General features: G+C 69.1%; 15 protein-coding genes. 7 read left to right on the forward strand and 8 right to left on the reverse strand.

What is annotated here, in order from left to right; all coding sequences use genetic code 11:
* Positions 1–30: 30 nt before the first annotated feature.
* Complete coding sequence (locus FPZ61_RS00745; RefSeq protein WP_185464256.1) at positions 31–204, reverse strand: hypothetical protein; 174 nt, start codon at positions 202–204, stop codon at positions 31–33.
* Positions 205–207: 3 nt separating this feature from the next.
* Complete coding sequence (locus tag FPZ61_RS00750) at positions 208–366, reverse strand: hypothetical protein (protein ID WP_185464255.1); 159 nt, start codon at positions 364–366, stop codon at positions 208–210.
* A gap of 131 nt (positions 367–497) precedes the next feature.
* Here FPZ61_RS00750 and FPZ61_RS00755 point away from each other — a divergent pair, with 131 nt between their 5' ends.
* Positions 498–1,682 carry a histidinol-phosphate transaminase gene (locus FPZ61_RS00755; RefSeq protein ID WP_185464411.1) on the forward strand — a complete coding sequence of 395 codons (1,185 nt, stop codon included), beginning with the start codon at positions 498–500 and terminating at the stop codon, positions 1,680–1,682.
* On the opposite strand, the gene FPZ61_RS00760 is transcribed toward FPZ61_RS00755, so the two are convergent.
* Complete coding sequence (locus FPZ61_RS00760; protein ID WP_185464254.1) at positions 1,640–2,719, reverse strand: glycosyltransferase; 1,080 nt, start codon at positions 2,717–2,719, stop codon at positions 1,640–1,642. The two genes, FPZ61_RS00755 and FPZ61_RS00760, sit on opposite strands and share 43 nt — an antisense overlap.
* A gap of 72 nt (positions 2,720–2,791) precedes the next feature.
* On the opposite strand from FPZ61_RS00760, the gene FPZ61_RS00765 reads away from it, so the two are divergent.
* Positions 2,792–3,541 carry a hypothetical protein gene (locus FPZ61_RS00765; RefSeq protein ID WP_185464253.1) on the forward strand — a complete coding sequence of 250 codons (750 nt, stop codon included), beginning with the start codon at positions 2,792–2,794 and terminating at the stop codon, positions 3,539–3,541.
* Here FPZ61_RS00765 and FPZ61_RS00770 read toward each other — a convergent pair.
* Complete coding sequence (locus tag FPZ61_RS00770) at positions 3,531–4,469, reverse strand: NAD(P)-dependent oxidoreductase (RefSeq protein ID WP_185464252.1); 939 nt, start codon at positions 4,467–4,469, stop codon at positions 3,531–3,533. The two genes, FPZ61_RS00765 and FPZ61_RS00770, sit on opposite strands and share 11 nt — an antisense overlap.
* Before the next feature lie 74 nt (positions 4,470–4,543).
* Here FPZ61_RS00770 and FPZ61_RS00775 point away from each other — a divergent pair, with 74 nt between their 5' ends.
* A complete protein-coding gene (locus FPZ61_RS00775; protein WP_185464251.1) occupies positions 4,544–4,978 on the forward strand; it encodes a hypothetical protein in 435 nt (144 codons plus the stop codon).
* Positions 4,979–4,984: 6 nt separating this feature from the next.
* On the opposite strand, the gene pgk is transcribed toward FPZ61_RS00775, so the two are convergent.
* Positions 4,985–6,190, reverse strand: coding sequence for a phosphoglycerate kinase (gene pgk / locus FPZ61_RS00780; protein ID WP_185464250.1), 1,206 nt, complete (start codon positions 6,188–6,190; stop codon positions 4,985–4,987).
* A gap of 136 nt (positions 6,191–6,326) precedes the next feature.
* On the opposite strand from pgk, the gene FPZ61_RS00785 reads away from it, so the two are divergent.
* From FPZ61_RS00785 to FPZ61_RS00795, 3 genes are read left to right on the forward strand one after another with little or no spacing between them, the layout of a single operon-like run.
* Positions 6,327–6,710, forward strand: coding sequence for a universal stress protein (locus FPZ61_RS00785; RefSeq protein ID WP_185464249.1), 384 nt, complete (start codon positions 6,327–6,329; stop codon positions 6,708–6,710).
* Positions 6,710–7,621, forward strand: coding sequence for a ribosome biogenesis GTPase YlqF (gene ylqF, locus FPZ61_RS00790; protein WP_185464248.1), 912 nt, complete (start codon positions 6,710–6,712; stop codon positions 7,619–7,621). Before FPZ61_RS00785 ends, ylqF begins: the two co-directional genes overlap by 1 nt.
* The gene (locus FPZ61_RS00795; protein ID WP_185464247.1) at positions 7,618–8,565 is read left to right on the forward strand and encodes an RluA family pseudouridine synthase; all 948 of its coding nucleotides are present in this window, start codon (positions 7,618–7,620) and stop codon (positions 8,563–8,565) included. Before ylqF ends, FPZ61_RS00795 begins: the two co-directional genes overlap by 4 nt.
* A 27-nt stretch (positions 8,566–8,592) precedes the next feature.
* Here FPZ61_RS00795 and FPZ61_RS00800 read toward each other — a convergent pair whose 3' ends face one another.
* The gene (locus FPZ61_RS00800) at positions 8,593–9,906 is read right to left on the reverse strand and encodes a chloride channel protein (protein ID WP_185474718.1); all 1,314 of its coding nucleotides are present in this window, start codon (positions 9,904–9,906) and stop codon (positions 8,593–8,595) included.
* Positions 9,907–9,914: 8 nt separating this feature from the next.
* Positions 9,915–11,534: an ABC transporter ATP-binding protein gene (locus FPZ61_RS00805; RefSeq protein ID WP_185464245.1), complete on the reverse strand. Its 1,620-nt coding sequence runs from the start codon at positions 11,532–11,534 to the stop codon at positions 9,915–9,917.
* A 106-nt stretch (positions 11,535–11,640) separates the two neighbouring features.
* On the opposite strand from FPZ61_RS00805, the gene FPZ61_RS00810 reads away from it, so the two are divergent.
* Entirely contained in the window at positions 11,641–14,040 is a 2,400-nt protein-coding gene (locus tag FPZ61_RS00810) for a bifunctional (p)ppGpp synthetase/guanosine-3',5'-bis(diphosphate) 3'-pyrophosphohydrolase (RefSeq protein WP_185464410.1), read from the forward strand.
* 92 nt (positions 14,041–14,132) lie between these two features.
* Here FPZ61_RS00810 and FPZ61_RS00815 read toward each other — a convergent pair whose 3' ends face one another.
* Positions 14,133–15,749, reverse strand: coding sequence for a hypothetical protein (locus FPZ61_RS00815; RefSeq protein ID WP_185464244.1), 1,617 nt, complete (start codon positions 15,747–15,749; stop codon positions 14,133–14,135).
* Positions 15,750–15,754 lie beyond the last annotated feature (5 nt).

Here is a 15,754-nt window from a genome sequence, read left to right on the forward strand (position 1 = left end):
AGATGGTTGATGGAGGGTGAACTGGTGGACTCAGAGGGCGGCCGCTGGAGCTGCCTTGACGCCGCGGGGTGCGATGCACCAGCGAGGGCCGATTTTCTTCCATACGTAGGCCGCCGGCAAGGGCTCCAGGCCCACCATCCCGGCGAACAACTGGTTGAGGCAGGGCTGGCCACTGGAGCAGGACTGGATGTTGCGTCCGTTCACCCGCTACACCGAGGCGTCTGGAGGTTGCGGTCCCTGGGTGAAGAACCGCTGCTCGGCCAGGCAGTAGGGGGCGGCCTGAACCACTGAGCCCATCAGGATTGCTGCAACTGAGAGGCCCAGCGTCACCCCGTTGGCGATGCCCCTGACCATGCCCAGGTCCATGGCCCTAGCTCCGGCAACCTGACGAACCGGATTATGGCAACCTCCTCACTGCCGGGCTGCTGATCGGTGGCCGCCGTTGCGTGGGGAGATCCTGACTGGTCCAGGCTGGGGGCATGGGCTGTCAGGCAGGCATGGGCGGAGGACCAGCGGGGATAGGCACCGCTGAGCGTCACGGCGGCAATCTGGAGGCCGTTGCCCGGCGTCTGGGCTGCCGTCCCTCCGATCTGCTCGATGCCAGCGCCTCCCTGGTTCCCTTCGGCCCCCCCGCCAAGGTGCGGGGACTATTGGCGGGCCTGCTGCTCACGCCAGCCGGGAGGCCGTCGCCCCTGAGGGACTACCCCGACCGCGACTCCCTGCGGCTGCGCCAGGCCATCGCCGCACACCACGGGCTCGATTCGGCCGCCGTGCTGCCTGGAAACGGGGCTGCGGAGCTGTTCACCTGGCTGGCCCGCGACGCGACGGCGATGGGACGCAGCCTGCTGCCCACCCCCGGCTTCGCTGACTACCCCCGGGCCCTGGCCTGCTGGGGCGGGGCGTGGAGTCCCTGGCCGCTTGAGCTGCCGCTGCCGGGGCGACTGGCCTGGCCCCAGCCCCTGCCGACAGTCCCCGATGGTGACGTCCAGGCGGTGTGGATCACCAACCCCCACAACCCCACCGGGCAGCTCTGGAGTCGCGCCTCCCTGGAGCCGCTGCTGCAGCGCTTTGCGCTGGTGATCGTCGATGAGGCCTTCCTGCCCCTGGTGCCCGGCGGGGAGTGCCAGTCGCTGGTGCCGCTGCTCCCGGACCACCCCCGGCTGGTGGTGATCCGCAGCCTCACCAAGCTGCTGGCGATCGCCGGCCTTCGCCTGGGTTATGCCCTGGCGGATCCCGCCCGGCTGAGGCGCTGGGCCTCCTGGCGTGACCCCTGGCCGGTGAATGGCCTGGCGGCGGCCGTGGGGGAGGCCGTGGTGGGCGATCGGCGCTGGCAGGAACGTGTGCAGCGCTGGGTGGCAGTGGAGCGCCCCTGGCTGGAGCAGGGTCTGCAGCGGTTGCCGGGGCTCACGCCGCTGCCTTCAGCTGCCAACTTTCTGCTGGTGCGAGGGGACGCCTCCCTGGTGGAGCTGCGGGAGCGGCTGGAGTGCCATCAGCGGGTGCTGCTGAGGGATTGCCGCTCCTTTGCCGGCCTGGGGGAGTGCTGGCTGCGGATCGCCCTGCAGGACCGGCGTGGCAACCGACGGCTGCTGCGGGCCCTGCAGCAGGAGTGGGCGCCGTGGCATGACGCCCTGGTTCCGGCTCAGTCGACCGCCAGCTCGCCCAGCAAGCCTGCCAGCCGCTGATCGGCTTCGCGCACCGCCAGGCGCTCCATGCCCGCCCGCAGGGTGTTGAGGGGGTCAAGGGAGCCGCAGGTGCCCCGCAGACGCGGCCCGAGCAACCGCCACACCGCCTGCTCCAGGGCCGGATGCTCCGGCTGGTGCTGCCAAACGATCACAGCGGCTCCGGCCGCGGCGGCGGCCTCGGCGTTGGCGTCCTGGTGGCGGTCGGCGGCCTGGGGAAACGGCACCAGAATTGTGGGGGTGCCGCAGACGGCCAGTTCGCTGAGGCTCCCAGCCCCCGCTCGGCTGATGGCCAGCTGGGCGTGCTGCAGCAGGCCTGGCAGTTCGTCGCTGAAGGGCCGCTCGATCGCCCCGCGGATCTGCAGGCTGCCGGCATCGGGATCGCTGCTGCCTGTGAGGTGCACCACACGGCAGCCGACGGCCACCAGCTTCGGCACCAGCGGCCGCACCATGCGGTTCAGGCCGAGGGCACCCTGGCTGCCGCCCATCACCAGTACCAGCGGTCCGGGCCCGTCGGGCACCCAGCTGGGCAGGGGAGCCGGCTGCAGGAAGGCCGCACGCACCGGGGTTCCCGTGACCAGTGGACGGCAGTGCGGCAGGCGCTCCGCCGCTTCGCGCAGCCCCACGGCCACCCGGCTGCAGTGCCGACCGAGCAGGCGGGTGACCCGGCCGGGGATCGCGTTGGATTCATGCAGAACCACAGGCACCCCGCACCAACGGGCGGCCAGGATCGCCGGGGCGGCGATATAGCCACCGGTGCTGAAGACCAGGCCGATGCCCTCCCGCCGGATCAGCCGGCGCACCGCCACGCTGGAGGCGATCAGGCGCAGCAGTTGCCAGAGCTTGCGCAACCCCTTGCCCTGCAACCCTCCGGCGCGGATGGTGTGCAACGGGTAGCGGCTGGGCACGAGCTCCCGCTCGAGACGGTTGGGGACCCCCAGCCACTGCACCTGCCACCCATCGGGCAAGGCCTCGGCCACGGCCAGGGCGGGAAACAGATGCCCGCCGGTTCCGCTGGCCGCGATCAGGAGCCTGGACATGGAGCTTCACTGACGCGCTCGGCGCGCTACCGGGGCGCGCCTAACTTAAAAGGGCCGCCATGGCCCACCCGGATGCCGCACCTCCGCCCGTTCCTGCTCGCGCTGTTGTCGGCCTCGATGGTCTTCACGCGTCCTGAGGCCATGGCCGCGCCACCGGGTCCTGCCCTTCTCCAGAACCTCGAGCAGGCGCTCAACAACGGCAGTCCCTCGGGGCTGACCGCACTTGTTGAGGCTGGACCTGGTCTGGATCCCGCCCTGCTGGAGGCCCGTTACAAGATCCTGCGCGACCGCTTCCCCGATGCGCGCTGGACCGTGACCAGCGGCGCTCCCCTGCGCGATGGTCGCCCCACCGTGGCGATCGCGGTGAGCGGCAGCCGCATGGAGGGTCCCTTCCGCTACAGCCTTCAGGCGGAGCAGCTGCTCGCCCTCAGCGCCAATGGTTCCCTGCTGAATGGCCAGGAATTGATTCGCGAAACCACCACCATGCGCAGCGGTGAGGCGAGCCTGCCGGTGAGCGTGCTGATTCCCGATGCGGTGCTCACAGGTCAGCGCTACGACGTGGACGTGGTCTTCGATGAGCCGCTCGATGGCGCCGTGGCCGCCGGCGGCATCGCCGCGATCACCCCGGAGCAGATCAGTGCTCTGGAAACCCCCGACCTCGAACTGGCAGCCCTCGGTGGCGGCGGTCTGTTCAAGACGGTGCAGGCGCCCCTCAAACCCGGCAGCCAGACCTGGGCCGTGCTGCTGGTTCATCCCAAGGGCATCGTGAGCACCACCAAGCGTGTGCGGGTGGTGGCCGACAAGGCCTCGCTCACTCCCTGACCCCAGTGGGGTTGGTCTCAGGGCTGAACCATCGGGCCAGGGCCGAGACGTCCTCGTCGCCATGGCCGGCGGAGATCAGAGCATCCTCGATTCCTGCCACGCGGGCACTGATCGGCAGCTCCACCCCTGCGGATGCGGCCGTCTCCAGAGCGATCCCCAGATCCTTGCGGTGCAGGGCCAGGCGAAAGCCCAGCGGGTAGGTGTTCTCGATCATCTGGCTGGCACGGTTCTGCAGGGCCCAGGAACCGGCGGCTCCGCCCTCGAGGGCCTCACAGACCTGCTGCAGTGGCAGGCCCTGCGCCCTGGCCAGCGCCAGGCCTTCCGCCAGGGCGGCATAACTCCCGGCCACCAGGATCTGGTTGACGGCCTTCACCTGCTGGCCTGAACCCACAGGGCCGAAGTGGCTGATCCGGGCGCCCACCACCTCCAGGAGGGGCCGGGCCCGATCCAGGTGGTCGCTGTCTCCACCACAGAGCAGTGAGAGTGTGCCGGCGCGGGCCCCCTCGGTGCCGCCGGTGACCGGGGCATCGAGGTAGCCCACCCCCAGCTCCCGCAGGCGGGCGGCCAGACGGCTGCTGGTGGCTGCGGAGATGGTGGAGAAATCGATCACGAGTGCCCCTGGGGCCACGCCTTCAGCCACACCGCCCTCGGCGAACAGCACGTCCTCCACGGCGAGGTCATCGCTGAGGCAGAGCGCAATCAGCTCGGATGAGGCCGCCGCCGCCGCCGGAGTGGCCGCCCTGATGGCGCCTCCAGCAGCCAGGGGCTCTTCCGCTTCACGGGTGCGGTTGTGGATGGTGAGGGGGAAGCCCGCCGCCAGCAGCCGCCCCGCCATCGGAGCCCCCAGGGCCCCGAGACCCAGGAAGGCCACCGCGGGGCGGTCAGGGTTGCCTTGTCGATCGGGGCCGTCCGGGAAAGATCTGGTCATCGGTCCCACCGTTTCGGTTGGCATCTGGTGATACGGACTACGGGAGCATGAAGGGGTCTGAAATCACCTCCGTCATGTCGCTGCTTCGAAACGTCCAGTTGCTTCTGCTGCCCCCGGCCGCCGTCACTCTGGCGATGCTGCTGCAGGTGGGCTCCGGCCATGCCCAGACCGAAGCCTCTCCCAGCACCCGGCCTGCGCCAGCACGGGTCAGGCTCACCCCCAGCCAGGAAGCTGAGCTGTACAAAGGGCAGCGCAGCCTTTCGCTACGGGCCCATGCCGAGCGGATCGCCATCCTGCAGAAGGGTGAGCGCTGCCTGAATGAGGCCAAGGACCTCGCAGCGCTCAGCGCCTGCCGCCGCAGCGAACGGCAAGCCAGGCGGGAGCTGATGGGGCGGACCCGGAACGAGGCCCGTGCCCTGCATCAGCGGCTGGGCTTGCCGATGCGTGAAGGCCGCCGCGGCAAAGGCGGCAAGGGCAGGGCCTGGGAGACGCCGGCCGATCAGAACTGAGCGACCTCAGGCCTCGTCGAGGGCGGCGACACCGGGAAGCACCTTCCCTTCCAGCAGCTCCAGGCTGGCGCCCCCCCCCGTGGAGATGTGGCTCATCTTTTCGGCCACACCAACCTTCTCCACGGCCGCCACCGAATCCCCGCCTCCAATGATCGTGCAGCAGCCCCTGCCGCTCAGCTCGGCCAGGGTATGGGCGACACCGTTGGTACCGGCGGCGAACTTGTCGAACTCGAACACGCCCATCGGGCCGTTCCAGATCACGGTCTTGCAGTCGGCCAGGGCCTCCTGGAAGGCCTTGAGCGAATCGGGGCCGATGTCGAGGCCCATCCAGCCATCGGGGATCACGTTCACCGAGGTGGTGAGGGTATTAGCGTCGGGGGAAAAGGCGTCGGCGAGCACCACATCGCTGGGCAGAAGGAGCTGAACCCCCTTGGCCTTGGCCTTGGCCTCCAGCTCGCGGGCCAGCTCAAGCTTGTCCTCTTCCACAAGGCTCTTGCCCACCGCCAGACCGCGGGCCTTGTAGAAGGTGAAGATCATGCCGCCGCCGATCAGCACCTTGTCGCACTTGTCGATCAGGGCTTCGAGCACGCCGATCTTGCTGCTCACTTTGGACCCGCCCACGATCGCCGCCAGAGGGCGCTTGGGCTCGTCGATGGCCCCCTGCAGGTACTGCAGTTCCTTTTCCATCAGGTGACCGGCCACGTTGGGCCTCAGGAATTCGGTCACCCCTTCGGTGGAGGCATGGGCACGGTGGGCGGCGCCGAAGGCATCGTTGACATACACCTCGGCCAGGGCGGCCAGCTGACGGGCGAAGGCGTCGTCGTTTTTCTCTTCTTCGGCGAAGAAGCGCACGTTCTCCAGGAGCACCACGTCACCGTCCTCCATCGCCGCCACCTTGGCTTCGGCATCGGGGCCGATGCAGCTGTCGGTCTTCACCACCGGTTTGCCCAGCAGCTCGCTCAGGCGGGCGGCCACCGGAGTGAGCCGCATCGCCTCGTTCACCTCGCCCTTGGGCCGGCCGAAGTGGGCGGCCAGGATCACCTTGGCGCCCTTTCCCACCAGGTCGTTGATGGTGGGCAGTGCCGCGCGGATGCGGGTGTCGTCGGTGATGGCACCGCTCTCATCCAGGGGTACGTTGAAGTCGACCCGTACCAGAACACGCTTGCCTTGCAGATCGGCTGCGGACAGGCTGGTCAGGGATCGCTTCGCCATGGGGTCTGGGGTGATCGAGGATGGGAGAGATTAACCCGCAGCCTTCGGCTCACTCCTGGCAGGGCGCTAGGACAAGTGGGGACAGGCTTTCTGCCCGACCCCTGCGCCGTGATGGCGACCACTGGATGGCGAACCCATGTTCAACACCGTTCTTTTCCCGATCGACCAGAGCCGCCAGACCATGGACACCGCGGCGGTGGCCCTGAAGCTGGCCCTGCAGCACGGCAGCCGGCTGGTGGTGCTCTCGGTGGTGGAGCCCGAGGAGGGCGTGATGCACGATGCCGCTGCTGTGGCGAGGCTGCTGGAGCAGGCCCGCGGCCATTTCGAGCAGGCCGGTGTGGCCTGTGAGGTGATCGAGCGGGAAGGTCGGCCTGCCTTCGTGATCGGTGATGTGGCCGATGAGATCGATGCCGACGTGATCGTGATGGGGACCCGCGGCCTGTCCGTCGAGGCCGATCAGCCCAGCACGGCGTCGCGGGTGATCCAGCTGGCCCCCTGCCCTGTTCTGGTGGTGCCCTGATGGAGGGGATCGCCACTCCCGCCGCTGAGGGTCTGAGCCAGTCGGCCCCCGCGATCCAGTGGTACCCGGGGCACATCGCCAAGGCGGAGCGGCAGCTGTTCAGCCAGCTCGACAAGGTGGATCTGGTGATCGAGGTGCGCGATGCACGGATCCCCAGGGCCACCGGCCACCCGCGCCTGCAGCGCTGGGTGAAGTCCAAGCCACGGCTGCTGGTGATCAACCGTCGCGACATGGTCAACGAGGCGGCCCGCCAGGCCTGGGATCACTGGCTGCGTGCCCGGGGTGAAACCCCCTGGTGGTGCGACGCCAAGGTGGGGACCGGGGTGAAGCAGCTTCAGGAGGCCGCGATCCGTGCCGGGGAGAAGCTCAATGCCCGCCGGGCGGGCCGGGGCATGCGGCCGCGCCCGGTGCGTGCCCTGATGCTCGGCTTTCCCAACGTGGGCAAATCGGCCCTGATCAACCGCCTCGTGCGCCAGAAGGTGGTAGACAGCGCCCGCCGCGCCGGGGTCACCCGCGCGCTGCGCTGGGTTCGTCTCGGCCAGGCGCTCGATCTGCTCGATGCCCCCGGCGTGCTGCCACCGCGGCTCGACGACCAGCGCTCCGCCCTGCTGCTTGCCCTCTGCGACGACATCGGCCAGGCCGCCTACGACGGTGAGGCTGTGGCGGTGGCCTTTCTGCGCCTGCTCGAGACCCTGCAGATTCACCCCGCGGCCGGCATCTCCTCCAGCGGCGTGCTGGGGCGCTACGGGGTGCCGGTGCCCTCCCCGATGGACGGCTGGAGCTGGCTGGAGACGGCCGCCGCCCGCCACACCAGCGGTGACACGGCCCGCATGGCCCAGCGCCTGCTCGACGATTTCCGCCGCTCGTTGCTCGGTCCGATCGCTCTGGAGCTGCCCCCTGATCCGGCATGAGCGGCTTCGGGGAAGGCGATGGTGAGCTGCTCACGCTCCATTACCCGAAGCCGCTGCCGATGCGGCTCGACCGCTGGCTGGTGGCCCAGCGGCCGGAGCAGAGCCGGGCACGCATCCAGAAATTCATCGAGGCCGGCTACGTGCGCGTCAATGGCGTCACGGGCCGCGCCAAGACCCCCCTGCGCAACAACGATGAGGTGCAGCTCTGGATGCCGCCGCCCGAGCCGCTGCCTTACCTGCTGCCCCAGCCGATCCCGCTTGATGTGCTCCACGAGGACGCCCATCTGATCGTGATCAACAAGCCGGCTGGCCTCACGGTGCATCCGGCGCCGGGCAACCGTGACGGCACTCTGGTGAACGGCCTGCTGCACCACTGCCCCGATCTGCCTGGGATCGGCGGTGAGATGCGCCCCGGGATCGTGCACCGCCTCGACAAGGACACCACCGGCTGCATCGTGATCGCCAAGAGTCAGCAGGCCCTGGTACGGCTGCAGGAGCAGATCCAGAAGCGGGTGGCCTCGCGGGAGTACCTGGCGGTGGTGCATGGGGCGCCGGCGACGGAGAGCGGCACGATCGTCGGTGCGATCGGCCGACATCCCGCCGATCGCAAGAAATACGCCGTGGTGGCCGACGAGAAGGGCCGCTTCGCCTGCACCCACTGGACCCTGATCGAGCGCCTTGGCGATCACTCCCTGTTGCGCTTCCGACTCGACACCGGCAGGACCCATCAGATCCGGGTCCACTGCGCCCACATCGGCCATCCGATCGTGGGCGATGCCACCTACAGCCGCTGCCGCAGGCTGCCGCTGGAGCTGCCCGGCCAGGCCCTGCATGCGGTGGCCCTGGGCCTCGATCATCCGATCAGCGGCGAGCGGCTGAGCTTCGAGGCTCCCCTGCCGGAGCCGTTCGAGAGCCTCCTCCACCTGCTGCGCCGGCGCCGCTGATCCAGTCCACCGCGGCGAACCTCCCCATCAGCCGGCCCGGCGCAGCTCCTCCTCCGCCTCCTCGCGCATCAGATCGAAGAGGGTGTCGCGCTCGAACAGATCAGCCACGGCGATGGCGGTGAGCACGGCGAAGCCGATCGGCAGCAGCAGGGCGTAATCCTTGCTCAGCTCGAAGCTGAGCAGGATCGCCGTCAGAGGTGTGCGGGTGAGCGCCCCCAGAAAGGCGGCCCCACCGGCGAACAGGAGCGAGGCGGGAGCGTAGTGGACCACCACCAGGCTGAATTCCCTCAGCAGCGTCCCCAGGGAGGCCCCCACCACCAGGGCCGGAGCGAGGATGCCCCCCGGGGCCTCCGCCGCCACCGCCACAGCCGTGCCGATGGCCTGGACCACCAGGGCCAGCAGGGCCAGCACCGGCGTCGTCAGGCCCAGCAGGGCGTCGAAGCCCAGCTTTTCCGGGCTGTCGAAGGAGGAGGGCAGAGCCGCCGCCCCTGCGCCGATCACCAGCCCCACCAGGGGAAGCAGCTGCCAGGGGGGTAACCGCCAGCGCCGGAAGAGGAGCAACAGGCGCAGCACCCAGCGCTGGTACTGCATGGCCAGAAGTCCGGCCAGCACCCCGAGCAGCAGGAGGAAGGGGATGTCCACCAGACGGAGGGTGTCGATGCGGCTGGGGTCGACCACGATCGGGGCCAGATTGCGCATCCAGGCCGGCGACGTCGGCGCGGACGAGAGCAGGCGCGTCCAGGCCACCGTGGCGAAGGTGGCGAAGGCGGCGATCGCGTTGACCCGGATGTCCGCCTTCTTGAGCAGTTCCTCGAGGGTGTAAACCAGGCCGCCCAGGGGGGAGTGGAAGATGGCGGCGAGGCCGGCGCCGCTGCCGATGGCCACGGCCGAGCGACGGGTGCTCCCCTTGGCGCCCACCACTCCTGCGGATTCCTTGGCCATGGAGGCCCCGATCTGGATGGAGGGTCCTTCGGGTCCAACCGGCAGGCCACCGCCGATGGCGACGCCGCTGGCCAGCAGCTTCACCAGGGCTACCTTCCAGCCCATCGGCACGGGCAGTCCCCGCAGCCAGACCATGACCTGAATGATCCCCGAGCCCTTGGCGCCGGGTTCGACGCCGCTGATCAGCGCACCGGCCAGGCCGCCCCCGAGCGCCCCCATCAGTGGCAGCACCAGCAGGCGTGGCAGGCGGGAGGCCAGCTGCAGCCGCAGGCCATTCACCGCCTCGATCTCGAGGGCATAGATCCAGATCGCCACCCCGACCCCCAGGCCGATGGCGTTCACCAGCAGGAAAAGCATCAGCAGCCGGCGGAGCCTGACGAGCCGCTGGTTGGGAGTCACCCCCACCGTCAGGCCACCGCAGGTAGGCGCGGGCAGGCCTCCACCAGCTGGCGCGTGATCGCCGCCCGCGGTTGCTCGAGCATCGGCCCGGCTGGCCCCTCCTCAACGATGCGGCCCCCGTCGAGCACGATCAGCCGCTGGCAGAAGCCGCTGGCCACCGCCAGGTCGTGGGTCACGAAGATCAGACCCAGGCCCAGGCGCCCCTGCAGCTCCCGCAGCAGGGCCAGCACCTCGGCCTGCACTTCGGCATCGAGCATGCTCACGCTCTCGTCGCAGAGCAGCACCTTCGGCTCCAGCACCAGGGCGCGGGCGATCGCCACCCGCTGCTGCTGGCCCCCGGAGAGCTGGCGGGGCAGGCGGTTCTCAAACAGCTCGGGCGGCTCCAGCCCCACCGTGGCCAGCCATTCCCTGGCCCTGGCGCGGGCCCCGGAGCGGCTGGCCAGCCCATGGATCAGCAGCGGATCCGCCACTGCTTCCCCCACCGTCATGGTCGGATTGAGGCAGGCCAGCGGATCCTGGAACACCATCTGCAGGCGACGGCGAGCCCTGGCCAGCTCAGCCCCGCCCATCCTGAGCAGATCGCGTCCCTCCAGGCTGACGCGGCCGCCTCGCACCGGGGTCAGACCCATCAGGGCCCTGCAAAGGGTGCTCTTGCCGCAGCCCGAAGCCCCCACCACTCCGAGGGTTTCGCCGGGGCTGAGGCGAAGGCTCACCCCATCGACGGCCTTCAGCCAGCGCTGCCGCCAGGGGGGTGAGGGCAGGGGATGCCAGCAGCGAAGCTCCTCCAGCTCCAGCAGGGGAGGGGCCACGATCGCAGGGGGGGTGTGGCTGCCTTCGCGAGCACGGGCCGCCGCCACCAGCCGTCGGCTGAGCGGTGCCTGGGGGGCTTGCAGCAGCGTGGTGGCCGGGGCCTCCTCCACCACCCGTCCATGGTCGAGAACGGCGATGCGCTGGCACCAGCGGCCTGCCATGGCCAGGTCGTGGCTGATCAGCAACAGAGCGCTGCCGCTCTCCCGGCAGAGGCCGGTGAGCTCCGCCATCACCTGGCCCGCCACGGCCACATCCAGGCTGGTGGTGGGCTCATCCGCGATCACCAGCGCCGGCTCCAGGGCCATGGCCAGGGCAATCGCCAGCCGCTGGCGCATGCCGCCGCTGAATTCATGGGGATAGCTGCCATAGCGATCCGGGCTGATGCCCACCCGCTCCAGCAGTTGCTGGGCCCGCTGCCGCACCCGGGCCCGATCCCAGTCGGGGCGGTGGGCCGAGAGGGTGTCGTCGAGATGCTCGCCGATGCGCAGGAGTGGGTTCAGCCGTGTCATCGGGTCCTGAAACACCAGCCCCACGGCTTCGCCCCGCAGCTGGCGCAGGGCCGAGCGTTTCAGCCCACGGGGATCCTGCCCCGCCAGCCGCAGGCTGCCAGAGCAGTGGCTGCCGGGGGGCAACAACTGCAGAACAGCCCTCGCCACGGTGCTCTTGCCGCAGCCCGACGGTCCCACCAGGGCGAGGGTGTCGCCCGAGCCGAGCCGAAGGTTCAGGCCATCGAGCGTGGGGGCGCCAGGGCTGGCGGGGTAACGCACGCTCAGGTCATTGATCTCCAGAACCGGCTCGGCGGCACGCATGTCGACCATGGGACGCGGCGGTTCGTGACAAGCGGACACAGCATGGGTGGGCGGGTCCTCACGCACGTGGCTTTGTTGCGTGATCTGCATACGATGGATGCAGAAGCGTCTGGTGATGCTCGATACCGCCGTTGGAATCAGAGACAACGTTGCGGGCGAGAGCCTGGGCGGCGAGCGAATCGGCCTGCACGGTGCCCGTCCCGCTGGAGCGATCGCCGATCCCGGGGCCCTGAACGGTGACACCCCGGCCTCCCTCCCCCTGGGGCGACGGCCGATCACTACCCCTGACGACTACGGGGTGAAGCTTCCCGACTGGCTGTGGCAGTGCATTCTCAATGTCCCCCCCGGCCAGGGCGATGTCTGCCCGACCGATGCGGAATCCCTGCTGGCGGCGGCCTTTGACTTCGCCTTTCAGCTCCACGACGGCCAGGTGCGTGCCACCGGTGAGCCTTACATCATTCACCCGATTGCCGTTGCCGATCTCCTGCGCGACATCGGCGCCAGCGCGGGGGTGATCGCGGCCGGATTCCTCCACGATGTGGTCGAGGACACCGACGTCACCCCCGAGGAGCTTGAGGTTCATTTCGGAGCCGAGGTGCGCGCTCTGGTGGAGGGGGTCACCAAACTTGGCGGGATTCACTTCACCAACCACACCGAAGCCCAGGCGGAAAACCTGCGGCGGATGTTTCTGGCCATGGCCAGCGACATCCGCGTGGTGCTGGTGAAGCTGGCTGATCGGCTGCACAACATGCGCACCCTCGGCGCCCTCAAGCCCGAGAAGCAGCAGCGCATCGCCCGTGAAACCCGTGAGATCTACGCCCCCCTCGCCAACCGGCTCGGCATCGGCCGCTTCAAGTGGGAGCTCGAGGACCTCGCCTTCAAGATTCTCGAGCCCGAGGCCTACGGGGAGATCAAGCAGCAGGTGGCCAGCAAGCGCAGCGACCGTGAGGAGCGCCTCGCCACCACGGTGGGCCTGCTGATGCAACGGCTCGAGGCGGCAGGGCTGCACGACTGCGAAGTGAGCGGACGGCCCAAGCACCTCTATGGCATCTGGAGCAAGATGCAGCTGCAGCAGAAGGCCTTCCACGAAATCTTCGATGTGGCGGCCCTGCGCATCCTGATGCCCAACCTCGAGAGCTGTTATCGCGCTCTTGCGGTGGTTCACGACACCTTTCGCCCCATCCCCGGTCGCTTCAAGGATTACATCGGCCTGCCCAAGCCCAATGGCTACCAGTCGTTGCACACGGCCGTGATCGGCCGTCATCGGCCGATCGAGGTGCAGATCCGCACCACCGAGATGCATCAGGTGGCCGAATACGGCATTGCGGCCCACTGGAAATACAAGGAGGGAGGCTCACCCGCCTCTGCCGGCGCTGCAGAGCGATTCAACTGGCTGCGTCAGCTGGTCGACTGGCAGCAGGACGACGGCGGTGAGGACAGCAGCGATTACCTCGCCTCGATCAAGGAAGACCTCTTTGACGAAGAGGTTTTCGTGTTCACGCCCCAAGGGGATGTGGTGGGGCTGCGCAAAGGATCCACGGCTGTGGATTTCGCTTTCCGCATCCACTCGGAAGTGGGCAATCACTGCCAGGGCGTACGCATCAACGACCGTCTCTGCCCCTTGGCCACGCCGCTGCGCAATGGTGATTTCGTGCAGATCATCACCGCCAAGTCGGCCCATCCGAGCCTCGACTGGCTCAATTTCGTGGCCACCCCCACCGCCCGCAACCGGATCCGGCAGTGGTACAAGCGCAGCCACCGCGAGGAGAACATCCAGCGGGGCACCGCCATGCTCGAGCGGGAACTGGGGCGCGACGGCTTCGATGCCCTGCTGAACGGCGAGGCGATGGTCAAGGTGGCCCGTCGTTGCAATCTGGTGGGCACCGAGGATCTTCTCGCGGCCCTCGGCTTCGGCGGTGTCACCCTGCAGCAGGCGGTCAACCGTCTGCGCGAGGAGGTGCGGCTCACCTCCGAGGCGGCAGCCCCGGTGCTCAGCAACGAGGACCTGGCCCGCACGGTCTCGGATCAGGCGGGTCAGCCCTTGCCCGCCTCTCCCGAGGGGGTTGGCAGTCCGATCCTGGGTCTCGAGGGCCTTGAGTATCGGCTGGGGGGCTGTTGTTGTCCTCTCCCCGGAGAATCAATCGTGGGCAGCGTGGCTCTGGGCAATCACGGCATCACCATTCATCGCCAGGACTGCGTCAATGTGGCGGCCGTGCCGGTGGAACGTCGGTTGCCGGTGCGCTGGAATCCCGAAGCGGATCAGCAGAGCCGTCGCTACCCGGTGCAGATCCGCATTGAGGTGCTCGATCGTGTCGGTGTACTCAAAGACATCCTCACGCGTCTCTCCGACAGCCGCATCAATGTCAGCGATGCCCGGGTGCGCACGGCCGTCGGCAAGCCCGCCCGCATCGACCTCAAGGTGGAGCTCGCCAGCGCCAGCCAGCTGGTCACCACGATGGATCAGATCCGCTCCATGGCCGATGTGCTCGACCTCTGCCGCACCGGCATCGGTTAGGCCCTGCCCAGCGCGGCCGAGCAGGTCGAGACCATCGGCGAATCGTCATCGAAGTCTGGATGGATGGCCTTCGCGCACCGGGTCCATCCGGCTCACGGTTCTCGACGGAAGACCCTGATCGCCCCGGAGGAGAGTTCCAGGTCCTGGGTGATCTCCCGCCAGGTGAGCTCGTCGCGGCTCAGGCACTCCAGCAGGAAGGCTTCGCTGTGGCGACCGCCCCGCCCGGTGCGGCTCCAGATCAGGTGCCGGTGGCGCGGGTCGGTGAGCTGGGCGCAGGCCTGCTCGTCGCTGATCGCCAGACCGATCAGATCGGTGGCCCAGGAGCGCCGCATGCCGTAGGGATCCAGGCTCCAGCTGGGGTGCACCCCCACGGTGGAGGAGGGTTCATCCAGTTCCCAGTGCAGGGAAAAATCCTGGGGGGAGGTGAAGGTGCCCGCCTCCCCCGGCAGGGTGCGCAGCCGCTGGATCAACCGCTCCCGATCCCGTTCCACCGCATCCGGGGCCCTGCTGCCTGCCCCGAGGGCCAGGGTCTCCACCACCAGCACGTTGTTCACCAGGATCAGCGAGAGCACGAGGGCGAAGGCGGCACCCGTTCGCAGCAGTCCGCGGCTGGAGGACTGCTCCAGGGCGGCCGTGCCGGCGGCCACGATCAGCACCACCGGCACGATCGCCATCAGCACGTAGTGCCTCCAGTAGTGGGTGGTGCTGAAGGAGAGGATCAACCCCCCCAGAAAAACCAGACTCAGCAGCGGCACGACCAGGCTTCTGCCACCGGCTCCGGCCCGACGTCGACTGGCCAGCCGGGTCAGGCGCAGCACGCCCAGCAGGGGAATGACCAGCAGCATCCAGAGCTCCACTCCCGCCACTGACGCCCCCGCCACCCGCGCCAGCAGCTCACCAAGGCTCTGGCTGTCTCCAGGGCGCTGGGCGCTCCACTCCAGCGGCAGAACCACCGCTCCGGCCCAGAGTTTGGCCAGGCCGTCGCTGAGAAACAGGTAGGGGAGCCCCATCAGCAGCGCCCCCAGCCCAGCGCCCGCGGTGACCCAGCCAAGGCCCACCCAGCGCCGCCGCCAGCTCCAGGACTCCGGCCAGGACAGCAGCGCCAGCGCCACCAGCAGCAGGGGAAGCAGCAGGTTGGGGCGTACGGCCACCGCCAGGAACAGGCTGAATCCCGAGGCCGCCAGTCCGAACCGGCGCGGCTTCGGCACCTGGCGTGCCAGCAGAGCCACGGCCAGCACCAGGAAGGCATTGGCGAACTGGTGCAGATGGCCGGAGAGTCCGCCGAGCATCTTCTGGCTCATGACCACGAACAGAGCGGCGCTGCCGAGCGGCACCAGCGAGCCATGCCGCAGCGGCACCAGGCCACGGCTGGCCAGCTGGCGGATCGCATCGGCCAGCAGCAGGCCGCCGCCGATGTTGAGCAGCAGCGTCAGCACCCGGTGGGCCCGGATCGATCCCAGCCATGCCGAGGGGGCATAGAGCACCTGGATGATCGGCCACTTGGCGTTGAAGCCCTCCTCGTACATCAGTCGACCGTGCAGCAGCCGGCGGCCCAGGTGGAGGTACGTGTCCACATCCAGGTCGTAGTTCCCCGCGGCCGTGGGGGCCTGCCAGAGCCGCAGGACCAGTCCTGCGCCGATCAGCAGCCAGAGCCCGGTGAGGACGATATCGATCGGCCTGTGAGCGGTTGATCCGGAGGGTGGAATCACGACGT

It is taken from the genome of Synechococcus sp. BSA11S (assembly GCF_014224355.1).
Lineage (GTDB): Bacteria > Cyanobacteriota > Cyanobacteriia > PCC-6307 > Cyanobiaceae > Regnicoccus_A.